The sequence below is a fragment of the Vogesella perlucida genome, from assembly GCF_979366545.1.
On sequence record NZ_CEETRO010000004.1, the window covers coordinates 309,700 to 327,369 of the forward strand.

General features: G+C 61.8%; 17 protein-coding genes. 8 read left to right on the forward strand and 9 right to left on the reverse strand.

Annotated features, from left to right (window positions below; genetic code table 11):
• Positions 1-41 precede the first annotated feature (41 nt).
• Positions 42-467, reverse strand: coding sequence for a multidrug/biocide efflux PACE transporter (locus ACZ9XP_RS08160; protein WP_147682740.1), 426 nt, complete (start codon positions 465-467; stop codon positions 42-44).
• A 90-nt stretch (positions 468-557) separates the two neighbouring features.
• Between ACZ9XP_RS08160 and ACZ9XP_RS08165 the strand changes: the two genes are divergently transcribed.
• Positions 558-1,439 carry a LysR family transcriptional regulator gene (locus ACZ9XP_RS08165; protein WP_465188247.1) on the forward strand — a complete coding sequence of 294 codons (882 nt, stop codon included), beginning with the start codon at positions 558-560 and terminating at the stop codon, positions 1,437-1,439.
• Positions 1,440-1,492: 53 nt separating this feature from the next.
• Here ACZ9XP_RS08165 and ACZ9XP_RS08170 read toward each other — a convergent pair whose 3' ends face one another.
• Entirely contained in the window at positions 1,493-2,392 is a 900-nt protein-coding gene (locus ACZ9XP_RS08170; protein ID WP_465188248.1) for a LysR family transcriptional regulator, read from the reverse strand.
• Between the two features lie 101 nt (positions 2,393-2,493).
• Between ACZ9XP_RS08170 and ACZ9XP_RS08175 the strand changes: the two genes are divergently transcribed.
• A complete protein-coding gene (locus tag ACZ9XP_RS08175) occupies positions 2,494-3,282 on the forward strand; it encodes a DODA-type extradiol aromatic ring-opening family dioxygenase (protein ID WP_465188249.1) in 789 nt (262 codons plus the stop codon).
• A gap of 161 nt (positions 3,283-3,443) precedes the next feature.
• On the opposite strand, the gene ettA is transcribed toward ACZ9XP_RS08175, so the two are convergent.
• The 3 genes from ettA to murJ form a co-directional block, all read right to left on the reverse strand.
• Positions 3,444-5,111 carry an energy-dependent translational throttle protein EttA gene (gene ettA / locus ACZ9XP_RS08180; protein WP_147682749.1) on the reverse strand — a complete coding sequence of 556 codons (1,668 nt, stop codon included), beginning with the start codon at positions 5,109-5,111 and terminating at the stop codon, positions 3,444-3,446.
• Positions 5,112-5,262: 151 nt separating this feature from the next.
• The gene (queF, locus tag ACZ9XP_RS08185) at positions 5,263-6,102 is read right to left on the reverse strand and encodes an NADPH-dependent 7-cyano-7-deazaguanine reductase QueF (RefSeq protein WP_206211135.1); all 840 of its coding nucleotides are present in this window, start codon (positions 6,100-6,102) and stop codon (positions 5,263-5,265) included.
• An 81-nt stretch (positions 6,103-6,183) separates the two neighbouring features.
• Entirely contained in the window at positions 6,184-7,725 is a 1,542-nt protein-coding gene (gene murJ, locus ACZ9XP_RS08190) for a murein biosynthesis integral membrane protein MurJ (RefSeq protein WP_147682753.1), read from the reverse strand.
• A gap of 130 nt (positions 7,726-7,855) precedes the next feature.
• Here murJ and rpsT point away from each other — a divergent pair, with 130 nt between their 5' ends.
• Together rpsT and ACZ9XP_RS08200 are read left to right on the forward strand one after the other, a co-directional pair.
• Positions 7,856-8,122 (forward strand): 30S ribosomal protein S20, encoded by a 267-nt coding sequence (rpsT, locus tag ACZ9XP_RS08195; protein ID WP_017508131.1) that lies wholly within the window; start codon positions 7,856-7,858, stop codon positions 8,120-8,122.
• A 117-nt stretch (positions 8,123-8,239) separates the two neighbouring features.
• Positions 8,240-9,313, forward strand: a complete 1,074-nt coding sequence (locus ACZ9XP_RS08200; protein WP_147682755.1) for a phospholipase A — start codon at positions 8,240-8,242, stop codon at positions 9,311-9,313.
• A 75-nt stretch (positions 9,314-9,388) separates the two neighbouring features.
• Here the strand turns inward: ACZ9XP_RS08200 and ACZ9XP_RS08205 are convergent, their stop codons facing one another.
• From ACZ9XP_RS08205 to fabI, 3 genes are all read right to left on the reverse strand, one after another.
• Positions 9,389-10,573 carry an acetate/propionate family kinase gene (locus ACZ9XP_RS08205; protein ID WP_240803362.1) on the reverse strand — a complete coding sequence of 395 codons (1,185 nt, stop codon included), beginning with the start codon at positions 10,571-10,573 and terminating at the stop codon, positions 9,389-9,391.
• Positions 10,570-11,511, reverse strand: a complete 942-nt coding sequence (locus ACZ9XP_RS08210; RefSeq protein ID WP_147682757.1) for a phosphate acetyltransferase — start codon at positions 11,509-11,511, stop codon at positions 10,570-10,572. Before ACZ9XP_RS08210 ends, ACZ9XP_RS08205 begins: the two co-directional genes overlap by 4 nt.
• Positions 11,512-11,594: 83 nt before the next feature.
• A complete protein-coding gene (fabI, locus tag ACZ9XP_RS08215) occupies positions 11,595-12,371 on the reverse strand; it encodes an enoyl-ACP reductase FabI (RefSeq protein WP_465188250.1) in 777 nt (258 codons plus the stop codon).
• A gap of 248 nt (positions 12,372-12,619) precedes the next feature.
• On the opposite strand from fabI, the gene ACZ9XP_RS08220 reads away from it, so the two are divergent.
• The 4 genes from ACZ9XP_RS08220 to ACZ9XP_RS08235 all read left to right on the forward strand — a co-directional run bounded on the left by ACZ9XP_RS08220 (position 12,620) and on the right by ACZ9XP_RS08235 (position 16,252).
• Positions 12,620-12,859: an FmdB family zinc ribbon protein gene (locus tag ACZ9XP_RS08220; protein WP_147682760.1), complete on the forward strand. Its 240-nt coding sequence runs from the start codon at positions 12,620-12,622 to the stop codon at positions 12,857-12,859.
• A gap of 6 nt (positions 12,860-12,865) precedes the next feature.
• Entirely contained in the window at positions 12,866-13,519 is a 654-nt protein-coding gene (locus tag ACZ9XP_RS08225) for a DUF502 domain-containing protein (protein WP_465188251.1), read from the forward strand.
• Positions 13,520-13,599: 80 nt separating this feature from the next.
• Positions 13,600-15,393 carry an aspartate--tRNA ligase gene (aspS, locus tag ACZ9XP_RS08230; protein WP_147682764.1) on the forward strand — a complete coding sequence of 598 codons (1,794 nt, stop codon included), beginning with the start codon at positions 13,600-13,602 and terminating at the stop codon, positions 15,391-15,393.
• 244 nt (positions 15,394-15,637) lie between these two features.
• A complete protein-coding gene (locus tag ACZ9XP_RS08235) occupies positions 15,638-16,252 on the forward strand; it encodes a peroxiredoxin (protein WP_147682766.1) in 615 nt (204 codons plus the stop codon).
• An 83-nt stretch (positions 16,253-16,335) separates the two neighbouring features.
• Here ACZ9XP_RS08235 and ACZ9XP_RS08240 read toward each other — a convergent pair whose 3' ends face one another.
• Entirely contained in the window at positions 16,336-17,553 is a 1,218-nt protein-coding gene (locus tag ACZ9XP_RS08240; protein WP_147682768.1) for an MFS transporter, read from the reverse strand.
• Positions 17,554-17,670 lie beyond the last annotated feature (117 nt).

The following is a 17,670-nucleotide window of genomic DNA, read 5'->3' on the forward strand; positions in this document are numbered from 1 at the left end:
ATGCCGGCAGGGGTGTTGCGCATCGCCCGCAATGTGTCTGCTCAGCCTGTTTTCATGCGCAATCTGACTTGGTCATAGACCCAATTGAACACGTATGTATAGGGTAGAAAGAACAAAAGAATACCGATGTCCAGCAGTAGCGCCTGCCAATAGCTGACCGCCATCCACCATGCCACCACCGGCACGCAGATAAATACCAGACCACCTTCGAACAGCACCGCGTGCAGTGTGCGCACCCACGGTGTACGTTGCCAGCCACAGCGGCGTTCCAGGCGCTCGAACAAGGCGCCAAACACCATGTTCCAGCTCATGGCAATGCTAGACAGCATCACCGCCAGCACGCCCATTTGCGCCGGGCCATGGCCCAGTAGCCAGCTGCCCAACGGCACCAGTATCAGCATGGCGCACACTTCATACAGGACAGCGTGCAAGGCCCGTTCGGGCAGGTTTTTTTCGTGGCTGTGCATGGTTTGGCTCACCGTTATGGTGTCAATGTTGCGGGTATTGTGATAGGTTTTTTACGGGGATAACAGTTAGGTTCTATCGGAAAGGCCGATATGTCTATCAGCAATGATGCCTTGGCTACCTTGGTGATGGTGGCCGAGCAAGGTTCTTTCTCGGCGGCTGCACGCGCCCTGGGCAAGCGGCAGTCCACCATTAGCGAATGTGTCGCCAACCTGGAAATCGATCTGGGCGTGAGCCTGTTCGAGCGCAGTGGCCGCCAGCCACAGCTCACTGCGGCTGGCCTGCGCCTCTTGCCGCTCGCCCGTCAGGCCTTGGCGGCGCAAGACCAGCTGTGGCTGCAAGCCCGTGCCTTGGTAGCCGGCACCGAGCCCCGGTTGAGCCTGGTGTTATCCGACACGTTTCACACCGGTAGCCTGGAGGCCGCCTTGCAGGCGTTTGCCACGCAGTTTCCTCATACCGAGCTGGAGTGTCTGGTGGGCGAGCAAGAAGATGTTTTGGCGCTGGTACGTGAGGGGCGGGCACAACTGGGTTTGTTATGCGGCCTGGCCAGCCCCGATGCTTTGCTGGCCAGCCAGCGGCTGCCACAGTCTGCCAGCACCTCGCTTTACGTAGCGCCACAGCACATGCTGGCTACGCAGCCGCCACAGGAGGAGGCACAACTGCAGCTGCATCGCCAGCTAAGGCTGAATCCTTTTGGCGATACTACCGCCGCTGGCAGCGCAGGGCCGTGCTGGTACGCGCCCAGCTATCTTCTGCTGCTGGAAATGACGCAGCTGGGTTTTGGCTGGGCGGAGCTGCCCGACTGGCTGGTGGCGCGCTACGCCCCCGAGCTGGTACCGCTGCTGCTGCCAGGTTGGCCGCAGCAGCGCAGCTTGCACGCTGTGTGGCAGCGGGCGCAGCCACCAGGGCCTGCCACCGCCTGGATGCTGCAACATTTCTTGCAGGCCCCTGTTGCGGCTCAGCCTGGCGGGTGATGCTAAGCCAGTTGCATGCTCACGCTATGGCGATGGTGCTGCACGGTTTGTGTTTATGCCGCGGCGGCGGGTTTCAGCATGGTCTGCAGTAGCGCCAGGGTAAGCTGCACTTTTTGTGGCAGATAGCGTCGTGCGGGGTAGACCGCGTAGATTTGTGCGGCCAACGTGTCCACATCCAGCGTAATGCGCTGCAAGCGGCCATCGGCCAGCGCCTCGGCCAGCAGGAAATCCGGTTGATAGGCAATGCCCATGCCGGCGATGGCCGCGTTCACCAGTACGTCGCCGTTATTAGCCAGCAGTGGCCCGTGCACGGCCTGTTGGTACAGGGTCTGGCCGCTGCCAAACTGCCAGAACTGCTGCGTCTGCTGCAGGCTGTAGCGTAGGCAGGCGTGGCCCGCCAGCTCGGCCAGCGTGCGCGGCATGCCGTGGCGGGCCAGGTAAGCAGGGGCGGCGCACAGCACCATGGCGATCTCGCCCAGTGGCCGTGCAACCAGCTGCCCGGGCAGGGGCTGGGTGCTGATGCGCAGGGCCAGGTCGAAGCCGGCTTCCACCAGGTCTACCTGTTCGTCGGACAGCACCAGTTCTATTTCCAGCTGCGGGTGGCTGGTGTGCAATTGGGCCATCCAGCTGCCGAGAAAACGCATGCCAAAGGATAGCGGCGCCGACATGCGCAGCTTGCCGTGTACGCTTACGCTCTGCTGTTGGGCCAGGGCATCGGCTTCTTCCAGCTGCGCCAGGATGGGGCCGATGCGCCGGCTGTAGTCCTGGCCTGCCTCGGTCAGCGTCATGCGGCGCGTGGTGCGCTGGATCAGGCGGCAGCCCAGGTGTTTTTCCAGTGCGGCCAACTGTTTGCTGACCATGGCGCTGGACATACCCAGCCGCTGCGCGGCGCCGACAAAGCTGCCGGCATCCACAATCGCCTGAAAAACCTGCAGTGCGGTGAGTCTGTCCATTAATTATTTCTTTTTGGTTATGAATCAACTTCCTGATTGTAGCTTTATCAATCCATTGAGATGAATTGTAATGTAGTCATCACCGAATCAAGGAGCTTGCCATGACCCCCTTTGCACCCCTTTTCATCTCGCATGGTGGCCCGGATGTGCTGATCAATGCCTCGCCGGCACGTCATGTCTGGCAACAGTACGCCGCCGCCCAGCCGCGCCCGCGCGCCATACTCATCATGTCGGCACACCATCTGGCGCGGGAGCCGCTAGTAGGCTGGTCGCCCCGCTGGCAAACCGTGCACGATTTTGGCGGCTTCCCGCGCGAGCTGTATGCGCTGAACTACCCTGCGATATCGGACGAGCTGCTGGCCACGCAAGTGCAAGCCAGGCTGGTCGCCGCTGGTGTGGCAGCCCACGTGCAGCAGGCCAATGGCCTGGACCATGGTGCCTGGGTGCCCTTGCTGATGATGTACCCGCAAGGCGATATTCCGGTGATTACTCTGGCAACGCTGCCGCGCCAGAGCGCGCGTGTGCACTATCAGTTAGGGCAGGCACTGGCAGGCCTGGCTGCAGAAGGCGTGTTGATCATTGGCTCGGGCAGCGTAACGCATAATCTGTATGCCCTGGGCGCGCCGGACGCGCCAGCCCAGCCCTGGGCGCAGGCCTTTGCCGACTGGGTCGCCGCCCGGCTAGCGCAGGGCGACCTTGACGCGCTGCTGGACTGGCAGGCACAGGCGCCATTTGCCCGGGAAAACCACCCCACTGACGAGCACCTGCTGCCCTTGTTCTTTGCCTTGGGCGCGGCAGGAAGCCAGCGTGGCCGTAGCCTGCATCGCGGTATCGAGTATGCCGCGGTCACCATGGATGCCTGGGTATTCGACCAGCCCGCCCGGCCGTGAGGTGTGAAAAGCAAACATTCAGACCGTGCTAGTCGATGGAGCAAACAATTTGCCCACATACAAGCAGCCACCATCTTCGTTTGCAACTACGCCAGATCAAGTAAAAAAGCCCGCATCTGCGGGCTTTTTTACATTTGCGGCCAAGGTTGGCCGCATCAGGCTTAGCGAATCACCGGCTTGTAGCGGATACGCTTGGGCTTGGCACCTTCTTCGCCCAGGCGGCGTTTCTTGTCGGCTTCGTACTCTTGGTAGTTCCCGTCAAAGAACGTCCATTGCGATTCGCCTTCCGCCGCTAGGATGTGGGTGGCGATACGGTCCAGGAACCAGCGGTCGTGGCTGATCACGAACACGGTGCCGGCAAACTCCAGCAGGGCGTCCTCCAGTGCGCGCAGGGTTTCCACGTCCAGATCGTTGGACGGTTCATCCAGCAGCAGCACGTTGCCGCCTTTCAGTAGCGTTTTGGCCAGGTGCAGGCGGCCGCGTTCGCCACCGGACAGCATGCCCACTTTTTTCTGCTGGTCGGCGCCCTTGAAGTTGAAGCGGCCCAGGTAGGCACGGCTGGACATCTCGAAGCGGCCAACGTTGATCAGGTCCAGGCCACCGGACACGTCGTCGAAGACGGTTTTGTCGGCTTCCAGGCTGTCGCGGTGCTGCTCGACAAAGGCCATTTGCACAGTCTGGCCGATTTTCACGGTACCGGTGTCTGGCTGCTCTTTGCCGGCAATCATCTTGAACAGCGTTGATTTACCCGCGCCGTTGGGGCCGATGATGCCCACGATGGCACCGGCAGGGGCCTTGAAGCTCAGGTTGTCGATGAGCAGGCGGTCGCCAAAGCCTTTGCTCACGTTTTCGAACTCGATCACTTCATTACCCAGGCGCTCGGCGACCGGGATGAAGATTTCCTGGGTTTCGTTGCGCTTCTGGTATTCGTGGCTGGACAGCTCTTCGAACTTGGCCAGACGGGCTTTGGATTTGGCCTGGCGGCCTTTCGGGTTCTGGCGTACCCATTCCAGCTCCTGTTTCATGGCCTTCATGCGGGCGCCTTCCTGCTTGCTTTCCAGCTGCAGGCGGGCTTCTTTCTGCTCCAGCCAGCTGGAGTAGTTGCCCTTCCACGGGATGCCTTCGCCGCGGTCCAGCTCCAGGATCCATTCGGCGGCGTTGTCCAGGAAGTAGCGGTCGTGGGTCACGGCCACCACGGTGCCCGGGAAGCGCACCAGGAACTGCTCCAGCCACTCGACCGATTCGGCGTCCAGGTGGTTGGTGGGTTCGTCCAGCAGCAGCATGTCCGGCTGCGATAGCAGCAGTTTGCACAGGGCTACGCGGCGTTTTTCACCACCGGACAGCGGGCCGATCTTGGCGTCCCACGGCGGCAGGCGCAGCGCGTCGGCGGCCAGCTCCAGCTGCAGTTCGATATTGTCACCGGCACCGGCGGAAATGATGGCTTCTAGGCGGGCTTGTTCTTCGGCCAGGGCGTCAAAGTCGGCGTCCGGCTCGGCATATGCTGCGTAGACTTCTTCCAGGCGCTTTTGCGCGCCCATGACGTCGCCCATGCCGCTTTCTACTTCTTCGCGCACGGTTTTGTCGGCGTCCAGCTGCGGCTCTTGCGGCAGGTAGCCGATTTTCACGCCGGCCAGGTGCTGTACTTCGCCATCGTATTCTTTGTCCACATTGGCCATGATGCGCAGCACGGTGGATTTACCGGCGCCGTTCAGACCCAGCAGGCCGATTTTGGCGCCGGGGAAGAAGGACAGGGAGATGTCCTTGATGATCTGGCGCTTGGGGGGGACGATCTTGCTCACGCGGAGCATGGACATCACGTATTGAGCCATGGTTTACCTAAAGTTCTATAGGGGAAGAGACATTTGCCACGAACCCCACGAAAAGCACGAACAGGGCAGAAAAGCTGCCTGGTCAGACGGGTTGGGGCGTGGCCAAAACCAACGGGGTGATTCTAACAAAATCCGCTTGCGGCCAACCTTGTTACTGGCGCGCGGTGCGGGTATTGGCTGGCGGCACGGCGGCGGCATCGTTGGTGCGCCACGGGTTGATATCCAGGCCACCGCGCCGCGTATAGCGTGCGTACACGGTCAGGCGCTGCGGTGCGCAGGCTGCCAGTACGTCGGTAAAGATGCGCTCCACGCACTGCTCGTGGAATTCGTTGTGCTGGCGAAAGCCGATCAGGTAGCGCAGCAGGGCTTCGCGGTCGATGCGCGGGCCGGTGTAGCTGATCTGCACGCTGCCCCAGTCTGGCTGGCCGGTCACCAGACAGTTGGATTTCAGCAGCTGCGAGCACAGGGTTTCGCTGACCACGTTGGCCGCATCGGCGTGCAGCGCCTGCGGGCAGGGGGCGTAGCTGTCGATCTCGATATCCAGCTCGTCGATGCTCTCGCCCGCTAGCTCGGCCATCTGCTCGCGGCCAAAGTCGGCCGGGGCCAGCAGGCTGACTTCTACCTTGCCGCCGGCGGCGTTGGACAGGTCCATGGCCAGCTGCGCTTGTACCTGTTCCCAGCTGGCGATGCGCGTCTGGTTATAGCTGTTCAGGTACAGCTTGAACGATTTGGATTCCACCAGATTAGGGCTGTCGGCCGGGATGCGGAAGGTGGCAATGGCCACCTGCGGTTTACCGCGCGCGTTCAGCCACGAGAGCTCGAAGCCGGTCCACAGATCCACGCCGGCAAAGGGCAGGGCGTCGGCGGCCACGCCGATCTCGTCGCGCTTTTGCTGACGGGCAATGGGGAACAGCAGGCTGTTATCGTACTGGTCCTGGTAGTCTACTTTTTTGCCTAGCGGCGAAAATTCCGGGGTGTAAGTCGGGGTCATGATGGGTCCTCGTGCTGCGGCGTACCCGTTGGGGCCGCCGCCAGCTTTATTGTAGGCAAGCTTGTCGGGCTTGCCGGGGTATCAGGTGGTACGGCGCATGAACTGGCGCGGGCGTATGCCCATGGCCAGCAGGGCGGCAAAGTAGGAGGCAGCTCCAGCGGCCACGAGCAGGGTGAGCCACATCACCCGCTGCCAGCTGTGGCCGTGCCAATCGATAGGCAGTACGTGCTGCAGCGCCAGCAGGGTGGCTGCCATCACCGCGACCGCCAGCAGCAGCTTGAGCAGGAAGGCAGGCCAGCCTGCGGCGGGCTGGTAGATGGCGTGCTTGCGTAGCTGGTAGTACAGCAGACCGGCGTTCAGGCAGGCGCCCAGGCCAATGGAGAGCGACAGCCCGGCGTGCTTGAGCGTGCCGATGAAGGCCAGGTTCATCAGCTGGGTAGCGGCCAGGGTGACCAGGGCAATTTTTACCGGGGTCTTGATGTTTTGGCGCGCGTAAAAGCCCGGTGCCAGCACCTTCACCAGAATCAGCCCCAGCAGGCCTACCGAATAGGCAATCAGCGCCTGCTGCGTCATGGCGGCGTCGTGGGCGCTGAATTTGCCGTACATGAACAGGGTGGCGATCAGCGGCTGCGACAGCACCGCCAGCCCCACGCTGGATGGGATGGCCAGCAGCAGCGACAGGCGCATGCCCCAGTCCAGCAGCTGGCTGAACTCGCCGGCGCTGGCCGCACCACGCGCAGCGTGCCTGGATAGCGATGGCAGCAGGATGGTGCCCAGCGCCACGCCCAGTACACCGGTGGGGAATTCCATCAGGCGGTCGGCGTAGTACATCCACGACACGCTGCCGGATACTAGGAAGGACGCGAAGATGGTGTTGATCACCAGCGAGATCTGCGCAATGGACACGCCGAAAATGGCCGGGCCCATCTGGCGGATCACCCGCCATACCGCCGCGTCGCGCAGCTTCAGGCGCGGCATGGGCAGCATGTCTAGTTTTTTCAGGTGGGGCAGCTGGTAGGCCAGCTGCGCGATGCCGCCAAAGAATACCGCCCACGCCAGGGTGAGTACCGGCGGGTCGAAATAGCGTGTCAGCAGCAGCGAAAACAGAATGAACGATACGTTCAGCAGCGTGGGGGTAAACGCCGGTACCGAAAAGCGGTTCCAGGTATTGAGCACGCTGCTGGCCAGCGATGACAGCGAAATGAACAAGATGTACGGAAAGGTGATGCGCAGCAGGTCGCTGGTGAGCGCCACTTTGTCCGGGTTGCTGGCAAAACCGGGGGCGGTGAGCCAGATAATCCACGGCGCGGCCAACATGCCCAGCGCGGTGACCACCATCAGCACCAGCGTGAGCGTGCCGGTGATGTGCGACAGGAACACCCGCGTTTCCGCCTCGCCGCGCTGCTCTTTGAACTCGGCCAGTACCGGCACGAAGGCCTGCGAGAAGGCGCCCTCGGCAAAGATGCGGCGCAGCAGGTTGGGCAGTTTGAAGGCCACGAAAAAGGCGTCGGTAGCGAGCCCCGCACCAAATACGCGGGCAATGATGGCGTCGCGTACAAAGCCCAGAACACGCGAAACCATGGTCATGCTGCTGACTTTTGCCAGCGCGTTAAGTAGGTTCATTCTTGGGTAAAATCAGACAGTAAATTGGAGTATTCAGGCCCACAGTTTACGCGGGGGGGATTGTTGTTGCAAAACCAGATGTTAAGGCTTAGAATCGCCGGTTTCAGATTCCGCTCATCAGGAGAAACACATGGCTAACAGCGCACAAGCTCGCAAGCGTGCACGCCAGGCTCTCAAGCAGCGCGCGCACAACGCCAGCCTGCGTACTGCATTCCGCACTGCAGTTAAGAAAGTTATCAAAGCCGTAGAAGCTGGCGATAAAGCCGCTGCTCAGGTTGTATACCAGGCTTCGACCAAGGTAATCGACCGTCTGGCTGACAAAGGCGTGTTCCACAAGAACAAGGCAGCTCGTCACAAGAGCCGTCTGTCCGCACAGATCAAGGCAATGGCTGCCTAATCTGCTGTAACGGCAAAGAATACGCAAGGGCCCCGCATTCGCGGGGCCTTTTGTGTTTCTGGGCTGGCACTTTGCCACGGTCTGGCTGTCTGCCACTTCTTTAAAAGCGTGCCACACATGATGCGAAAACTGCTTCCCCTGTTGCTGTCGCCGCTGGCCTGGGCCGACAGCGGCAGCCACGCCAGCCTGCAAGCGTGCGCCGGCCTGGCCGAGCCGACTGCCCGCCTGGCCTGCTACGACCAGCTGGCCGCTGCGGCCAACCCTGTGGTGCCACCTGCCGCCCCGATGGTGGCCCCGCTGGCGGCAACATTGCTACCGCCCGACTTGGCCGCCCCCGCTAGCAGCGCTCCGCCGCCGCTCATCACCAGCAGCCAGCACAGTACCTTGTCCAACCAGTGGGACCTGGACGAAGACAACAAGCTGGGCACCTTTGTGCTGCGTGCACACAAGCCGACTTACATGCTGCCTGCCTGGTACCAGGCCTCGCCCAATGTGCGGCCTGGCTCGCCCACGCAAGAGCCGGTAACCCTGTTTGGCCAGAAAATGAGCAATGTCGAGGTCAAGTACCAGATATCGTTCAAGAGCAAGATGTGGGAAAACGTGCTGGGTACGCCGGCGGACCTGTGGTTTGGCTATACCCAGCAGTCGCACTGGCAGATGTATAACAAGAAGCAGTCGTCGCCGTTTCGCGAAACCGACTACGAGCCGGAGCTGATGCTGACCACCCCGCTGCCCAGGCATTTCCAGCTAGGCGACTGGCGCATGCGCATGGCCGGGGTAGGGGTGCTGCATCAGTCCAATGGCCAGACCGACCCGCTATCGCGTAGCTGGAACCGCCTGTATGTCATGGCCGGGGCGGAAAACGGGAATGTGTCGCTGACCGGGCGCTGGTGGTACCGCTTGCCGGAAAACAAGCAGGATGACGATAACCCCGACCTGCTGCGCTATATGGGGCATGGCGATGTGCAGGCCATCTACCGCTGGAACCGCCATACCCTGGGCGCTACCGCCCGCTATAACCCGCGTAGTGGCAAAGGCGCGCTGCAGCTGGACTGGACCTTCCCGGTGGCTGGCCGCCTGCGCGGCTATGTGCAGGCATTTGATGGCTACGGTGAATCGCTGCTGGATTACAACCACCATTCGCGTGGTGTCGGTTTTGGTCTGATGATGACCGACTGGCTGAGTAACTGAGCACTACGCTACAAAAATGACAGCCCCTGCGGCCAACGTGGCCGTCAGGGGCTGTGTCGTATGGTGTGCTGCAGGCTATAGCTCGACATCCCCGCACAAAAGCGCAGCGGCTTCGCGCGCCATTTCGCCTTCTTCGTCGGTGGCCATCACGTAGGCGTGCAGGCGGCTGGCCGGGCTGGTAATGCGGTAGGACTGTGCCAGGTTGGCCGCCAGGTCGGCCTCGAACCCCAGCCACGCCAGCTGTTTCAGGATGCGGCTGCGGATTTCCGGCGAGCGCTCGCCAATGCCGGCGGTAAACACAATGGCGTCCAGCCCCTTCATGGCGGTGGCCAGCGAGGCGACCTCGCGTGCGGCGCGGTAGCAGAACAGCTCCACCGCCTCGCGTGCTTCATCGGTCTTGGCCTGCAGCAGCTCGCGCATATCGCTGGACAGGCCGCCAGACACACCGTACAACCCGCATTGCTTGTACAGCTCCTGCCGTACGGCGGCGATGTCCATGCCTTCGTGTTCCATCCAGTACAGCACCACTTCCGGGTCTAGCGTGCCGGGGCGGGTAGACATCATCAGCCCGTCCAGCGCCGAAAAACCCATGCTGGAGGCCACGCTCTGCCCGGCATGAATGGCACAGGCGCTGGCCCCGCTGCCCAGGTGCAGCACCACCACCTTGCTGTCGCCCAGGCCCAGCTCGGGCAGGCGCCGCGTAATGGCCGCGTAGGACAGGCCGTGAAAGCCGTAACGGCGCAGGCCCTGTTCGTGCCAGTGGCGGGCAATGCCAAAGCGCGTGGCCACCACAGGTTGGCCGCAGTGGAAGGCGGTGTCGAAACAGGCGATCTGGGTCAGGTGCGGGTCCAGCTTGGCAAAGGCATGCATGACCGACAGGCTCACCGGCTGGTGTAGCGGCGCCAGCGGGATCAGCGCCGACAGGTCGTCCACCACCTCGGGCGTCATCACCACCGGGCTGCGGTAATGCAGGCCGCCGTGTACTACGCGGTGCGCCACGGCAAGCGGCATCAGGTCGTGATCGGCCAGCGTGTTCAGCACCGCCGCCACATTTTCGTCGCGGTTACCGTTACCCAGCGGCTGTGTGTAGCGCTTGCCGCTTTTTTCCAGCTCCAGGCAGGCATGGTCGCGGCCAAAGTGGTCTACCATCCCGCGCGCCAGCAGGGTCTTGCCGTCGCTGCTGTAGGCGCGGAACTTCAGCGTGGCCGAGCCCGCGTTAATGGCGATCAGTGCTTTGCCCATGCTTTCCCCTTGTGTCATGGCGTGTTTTTCTGGCCGGCTGCGCGCTTGTGGGCGGCGTACAAGTTGGCCACCGCGGCCGAGGCCAGGCGCCCGGCGGCGTCGTCGGCGCGGCTGGTCAGCACGATAGGTACGCGTGCGCCCATCACGATACCGGCGCTGGCGGCGGCGGCCAGGTAGGTCAGCTGCTTGGCCAGCATATTGCCGGACTCCAGGTCGGGTACCAGCAGGATATCCGGCTCGCCCGCTACATCCGACTCGATACCCTTAGTATCTGCTGCTGCGTGCGAAATGGCATTATCAAATGCCAGCGGGCCGTCCAGCACGGCGCCTTTTATCTGGCCGCGGTCGGCCATTTTGCACAGTGCGGCGGCATCCAGCGTAGAGCGGATCTTGGGGTTGATGGTTTCCACCGCAGACAAAATCGCCACCTTGGGCCGGGCAATGCCCAGGGCGTGGCACAGGTCGATGGCGTTCTGGCAGATATCGCGCTTGGTGGTGAGGTCGGGCTCGATATTGACGGCGGCATCGGTAATGAACAGGTAGCGCGGGTAGCTTTCTACCTTCATTACAAACACATGGCTGATGCGGCGGTCGGTACGGATGCCCTTGCTGCGGTCCAGCACCGCGCTCATGAATTCGTCGGTGTGCAGGCTGCCTTTCATCAGGCTGTCGGCAAAACCTTCGCGTACCAGCTCTACCGCGCGCTCGGCAGCGGCATGGCTGTGTTCGGCGTCGATGGTTTCAAAGCGGCCCAGGTCGATGTCCATGCCGGCTGCCAGTTTGGCCAGTTTGGCGCGCGGGGCAATCAGGATAGGGGTGGCAATGCCGTGTTCGGCGGCTTCCACGGCGCCCAGCAGGGCTTCCGGGCTGCACGGGTGGGCCACGGCCATGGGGCGGGGGCCGTTGCTCTGGGCTTGTTCGATAATGTCGCTAAAGGCGTGGTCGTCACGGGTCATGGCTGGGTTCCTTGGGCTGGGGGTAGGTGCCGCCATTGCCAATACCCGGCGCGGCAGGCGGCCTGCCACGCCGGGTAGCAGGCTTACGCCATGATGTTGAAGCCGCCATCCACGTAGGTGACCTCGCCGGTCAGGGCGCGGGCGGCGTCGGACGCCAGGAAGGCGGCGGTCTGGCCGATGTCCTCAATGCTGACCAGGCGGTTTTGCGGTGCGCGCTCGATGGCGTCGTCGATCAGCTTGTCGAAGTGGGCAATGCCACTGGCGGCGCGGGTTTTCAGCGGGCCGGGCGAGATGGTGTGCACGCGAATGCCCTTGCTGCCCAGCTCGTGTGCCATGTAGCGGGTGGTGCTTTCCAGCGCCGCTTTAACCGGCCCCATGATGTTGTAGTTTTCTACCACCTTGTCGGCGCCGTAGTAGCTCATGGTCAGCAGGGCGCCGCCGTTCACCATCAGCGGTTCGGCCAGGCGGGCCATTTCGATGAAGGAGTAGCACGATACGCGCATGGCTTGCAGGAAGCCGTCTTTGCTGCAGTCGGTGACGCGGCCGTGCAGGTCGTCCATCGGGCAGAAGGCAATGGAATGCACCACGAAGTCCAGGCCACCCCAGCTGTCGCGGATGGCATCGAACACGGTGTCCAGCTGGCCATCCTGTTTTACGTCCAGCGGCAGGATCAGGCTGGCATCCAGCCCCTCGGCCAGCGGGCGCACAAAGCGCTCCGCCTTGTCGTTCAGGTAGGTAATGGCAAGCTCGGCGCCCAGCTCGCGCATGACTTTGGCGCAGCCGTAGGCAATGCTGTGTTCGTTGGCCACGCCAACAATCAGGCCGCGTTTGCCGGCGAGCGGCAGGTGGGATGTGGTCATTGCAAACTCCGGTTCGGGTAACGATGGAAGGTGGCGCGCCCCATGCTGCAGCGCCTATGTTGCGCTGCCATGAATCCGATTTTTGTATTGGCGTATCAGTCGGATATAATCACCCGTTTGTGCGGGATCAGGCTTGCCGTTGTGTGCATCTGGCCCCATTATCATGAGCCTGTTTATTGCGATGCGATTTGATGCACTGCAATATTTACCTGATTATGTCATCGTAGTTGCGGTTGGAGTGGTAAAACATGCCGATTTATGAATACCGTTGTGAAGCCTGTGGTGCACAGAAGGAACATCTGCAAAAAATGAGCGATGACCCGATTGCCCAGTGCCCGGCCTGTGGCAGCAACCAGTACAGCAAGCAGCTGTCTGCGGCGGGTTTCCAGCTCAAAGGCAATGGCTGGTATGTCACCGATTTCAAAAATGGCAGCGGTCCCGCCTGTGGTGGTGGTGGCGGCGGTTGCGGCAGTGGCGGTTGCGCCTGAGGCCCTATGAAACATATCAAGATGACCCTGCGCGGCTACCTGGCTGCCGGTTTGCTGATCTGGCTGCCGGTAGCGATAACGCTATGGGTGCTGAACCTGATCATCGGTACGCTGGACCAGACCATCAACCTGCTGCCACGCATGTGGCGCCCGGAAAGCCTGTTCGGCTTTGATATCCCGGGGCTGGGCGTGGTGCTGGCTTTTGTCATTCTGCTGGGTACCGGCTTCATGGCGGCCAACGTGCTGGGCCAGAAGCTGTTGGACCTGTGGAACCTGGTCCTGACCCGTACCCCGGTGGTCAGCACCATCTACAACAGCGTAAAACAAGTGTCAGACACGCTGCTGTCCGACTCTGGCCAGGCGTTCCGCAAGGCGCTGCTGGTACGTTTTCCGCACCAGGACGCCTGGACGGTAGCGTTCCAGACCGGCACACCGGCCGGCCAAGTCAAACAACAGCTGGGCGAAGAGGATTTTGTCAGCGTTTACGTGCCGACAACCCCGAACCCTACCTCGGGCTACTTCATCATCGTGCACAAGCGCGACACGCGCGAGCTTGAGATGAGCGTGGACGAAGCCCTGAAATACGTGATTTCCATGGGTGTGGTTGCCCCGCCTGCGCCCGCCGACGTGCGCAAACAGGAAAGCGACGAACGAAATTGACAGGGTTGGCCGCATGCGGCCAACCCGGCTTCGCTCCCTGTCTGGAAATCCATCAACGAATTCAACACAAAGGCATTGCAATGCGTACCGATTATTGCGGACTTATCGACAAGAAATTTCTCGGCCAGACCGTTACCGTAAAAGGCTGGGCCCATCGTCGCCGTGACCACGGCGGTGTGATCTTTATCGACCTGCGCGACCGTGAAGGTCTGGTGCAGGTGGTGATCGACCCTGATACCCCGGAGGCGTTCAAGACTGCCGATAGCGCCCGTAACGAATTTGTGCTGTCCATTACCGGTATCGTGCGCGAGCGCCCGGCTGGCACCGCCAACAGCAAAATGATCTCCGGCGAGATCGAAATCCTGGCCAAGGACATCGAGATCCTGAACACCGCAGCCACCCCGCCGTTCCAGATCGACGACGAAAACCTGTCCGAAAACGTACGCCTCACCAACCGCGTGATCGACCTGCGTCGCCCGGCCATGCAGAAAAACCTGCGCCTGCGCTACCGCGTGGCCATGGGGGTGCGTAACCACCTGGACAAACAGGGCTTCATCGACATCGAAACCCCGATGCTGACCCGCTCCACCCCGGAAGGCGCCCGCGACTACCTGGTACCGTCCCGTGTGCACCCGGGCGAATTCTTTGCCCTGCCGCAATCGCCACAGCTGTTCAAACAGCTGCTGATGGTGGCCGGCTTCGACCGCTACTACCAGATCACCAAATGCTTCCGTGACGAAGACCTGCGTGCCGACCGCCAGCCGGAATTCACCCAGATCGATATCGAGACTTCGTTCCTGAACGAAGACCAGATCATGGACATCACCGAAAACATGGCGCAGGAAATCTTCCGCGACGTGATGAACGTGGAGCTGGGCAAGTTCCCGCGCATGACCTACGGCGACGCCATGTTCTACTACGGCTCCGACAAGCCGGACCTGCGCGTGAGCCTGAAATTTACCGAACTGACCGACGTCATGAAGTCGGAAGAATTCAAGGTATTCCGTGGCGCCGCCGACATGGCCAACGGTCGTGTCGTGGCCCTGCGTGTACCGAACGGCGCCACCCTGTCGCGTAAAGAGATCGACGACTACACCCAGTTTGTCGGCATCTACGGCGCCAAGGGCCTGGCCTACATCAAGGTCAACGACGTGACTAAACTGAACGAAGAAGGCCTGCAGTCGCCTATCGTCAAGTTTCTGTCCGCCGCCGGCCTGCAAGCCATCATCGAGCGTACCGGTGCCCAGAACGGCGACATCATCTTCTTTGGCGCAGACAAAGCCAAAGTGGTGAACGAAGCCATCGGCGCACTGCGTATCAAGATCGGTCACGAGCGTGGCGAAAAAGACGGCTACTTCGTACGCGAATGGCGCCCGCTGTGGGTCGTAGACTTCCCGATGTTCGAACACGACGAAGACGCCGACCGCTGGACCGCCTGCCACCACCCGTTCACCAGCCCGAAACCAGGCCACGAAGACCTGATGGACACCGACCCGGGTGCTTGCCTGGCACGTGCCTACGACATGGTGCTGAACGGTTGGGAAATCGGTGGCGGCTCCGTGCGTATCCACCGCGCTGACGTACAGGAAAAGGTGTTCGCCGCACTGAAGATCAGCCCGGAAGAGCAGCAGAACAAGTTCGGCTTCCTGCTGGACAACCTGAAGTTCGGTGCCCCGCCACACGGCGGCCTGGCCTTCGGTCTGGACCGTCTGGTGACCCTGATGGCTGGCGCCGAGTCCATCCGCGACGTGATTGCCTTCCCGAAAACCCAGCGTGCACAGTGTCTGCTGACCAATGCACCGAATGCGGTAGACGAGAAGCAGCTGCGCGAACTGAACCTGCGCCTGCGCCAGAAAGCCGAGCCTACCGCCTAAGGTTGGCCGCAAGCGGCATGCACGCAACAACGGGCCCCATGTGGGGCCCGTTTTTTATGCGCCAAGGGCTTGATAAAGGGTCACGCTGGCGTCATTTAACTGCAGTAGCGTAGCGGTCATTGCCATCTGCTATGGCTAGAATTGGCAATTTCAATTTGAGCCTGGCAAAGGCCTGCTTTATAACCGCCGCAGCAGCCGGACAAACCGGCCTTATTACGATAAATGTTTTCCCAAGGAGATCTTCATGGCCGTACTCGTAGGCAAACAAGCCCCGTTTTTTGCTGGTGAAAAAACCTTCTCCGCCGTGCTGGGCGATGGTCAGATCGTAGACAACTACTCCTTCCAGGAAGCCACTGCCGGTAAATACGCCGTGGTGTTCTTCTACCCGCTGGACTTCACCTTCGTGTGCCCGTCCGAGCTGATCGCTTTTGATCACCGTCTGGCTGAATTCAAAGCCCGCAACGTAGAAGTGATCGGCGTGTCCATCGACAGCCAGTTCAGCCACGCTGCATGGCGCAACACCCCGGTAGAAAAAGGTGGTATCGGCCAAGTGGGTTACACCCTGGTTGCCGATATCCAGCACGAACTGTGCAAGGCTTACGATGTAGAAGCCGACGGTGGCGTGGCCTTCCGTGGTTCTTTCCTGATCGACAAAGCCGGTGTGGTACAGCACCAGGTAGTGAACAACCTGCCGCTGGGCCGCAACGTGGACGAAATGATCCGCATGGTTGATGCCCTGCAGTTCACCGAAGAGCACGGCGAAGTGTGCCCGGCTGGCTGGAACAAAGGCAAAAAAGGCATGACCGCTAGCGCCGAAGGCGTAGCGTCCTACCTGGCCGAGAACGCCAAAGACCTGTAATCCTGCCCCGCCAGCCGCCAGGTTGGCCGCAGGATGTCAAAAGCCCCGCGCAAGCGGGGCTTTTTGCATGGTGGCGTGTCGTGTCAGCGTGCCAGCAGGCGCTGCAGCGGGCGGTGCTGGATCAGCACGGTGAGCAGTGCGATGGCAGCGCAGGCCCACCACAGCATGGCGCCGCCGTACTGGCCGTAAAACCAGGTACCGGCTGCGGGAGCATACAGTGTGCGGCCACCCCAGCCGGCGCTGTAGATGCCCAGGTAACGGCCGCGCTGGCGTCCTTCCGAGCACTGCATCGCCACGGTGGACCACGTGGGCGACAGCAACACCTCGCCCAAGGTCAGTACCACCATGGCCAGAATCGGCCACACAATATGGGTGCCCATATTCAGTAACAGGTAGCTGCCGCCCAGCAACAGCACCGCCCCATGCGAACAGCGCACAATGCCCCAGGTGTGGATGCGCCGCGCCACCCACACCTGCATGCCCACCACCATCAAGCCATTGAGGGTAAACAGGTAGCCGATCCACTGCGGCCCCAGCTGGTAGTGTTCGCGCAGGTACAAGCCCATGGTGCCGTACATCTGGTCGAATACCGCCACGATCAGCAATAAGCCCAGCATGAAGCGCAGAAAGTCGGCATCGCGCCACGGCGAGGCCTGGCCTTCGTCGCCCTGCTGGCTGGCGATATGCAGCGGCGCCGCGCCGCCCAGGCGGCGGTAGGCGGCCCACACCCATAGCCCGGCCAGCAAGCTGGCGCACCCCTGCGCTACGAATACCCAATGGTAGCCATAGACCGCCAGCAGGCCACCGGTAATGCCGGCCAGCGAGGTGCCCAGGTTGAACGACATACGGTACAGCCCCTGCGCCGTGGGGCGCTGCGCCAGTGAGCACGGCTCCAGCACCAGGCGCATATTGCAGGGGCGAAAGCTGCCGTCGGCCAGGCCGGTGACGACCAGTAGCGGTATGTACACCCATACCGGCAGCGATAGTGCCAGGCTCAGGGTGAGCACGCCGCTGGCCAGCAGCAGCACGGTAGCCAGCTGGCGGCTGTCGTAGCGGTCGGTCAGCGCGCCGCCCAGGTAGGAGCCGGCAAACATACCCAGGCCGTAGCAGCTCATCAGCAGGCCGATCTGGGTGTAGGGTAGCTGGTAGCGTTCCAGGAAAAACAGCGGCAAAAACAGCTTGGCAATGCCACCCATGGTGTTGATCAGGGTGGCGGCGATCTGGATGTAGACAGACGCGGGCAAGCCGCGAAAAGGGGAAAGCAGTTTGCGCCCCAGGGTGGGGGCGAGTGCGGCCAGCATGACGTTTCCTTGTGGGAGGGGAGGTGGGCCGGCAGCAAGGCCGGGCAGGCAATAGCGCCCACCCCAGCGTAACCGCAACGTCATGAACATGGCAAAGTCTGGCCAGAAACGCTGCGT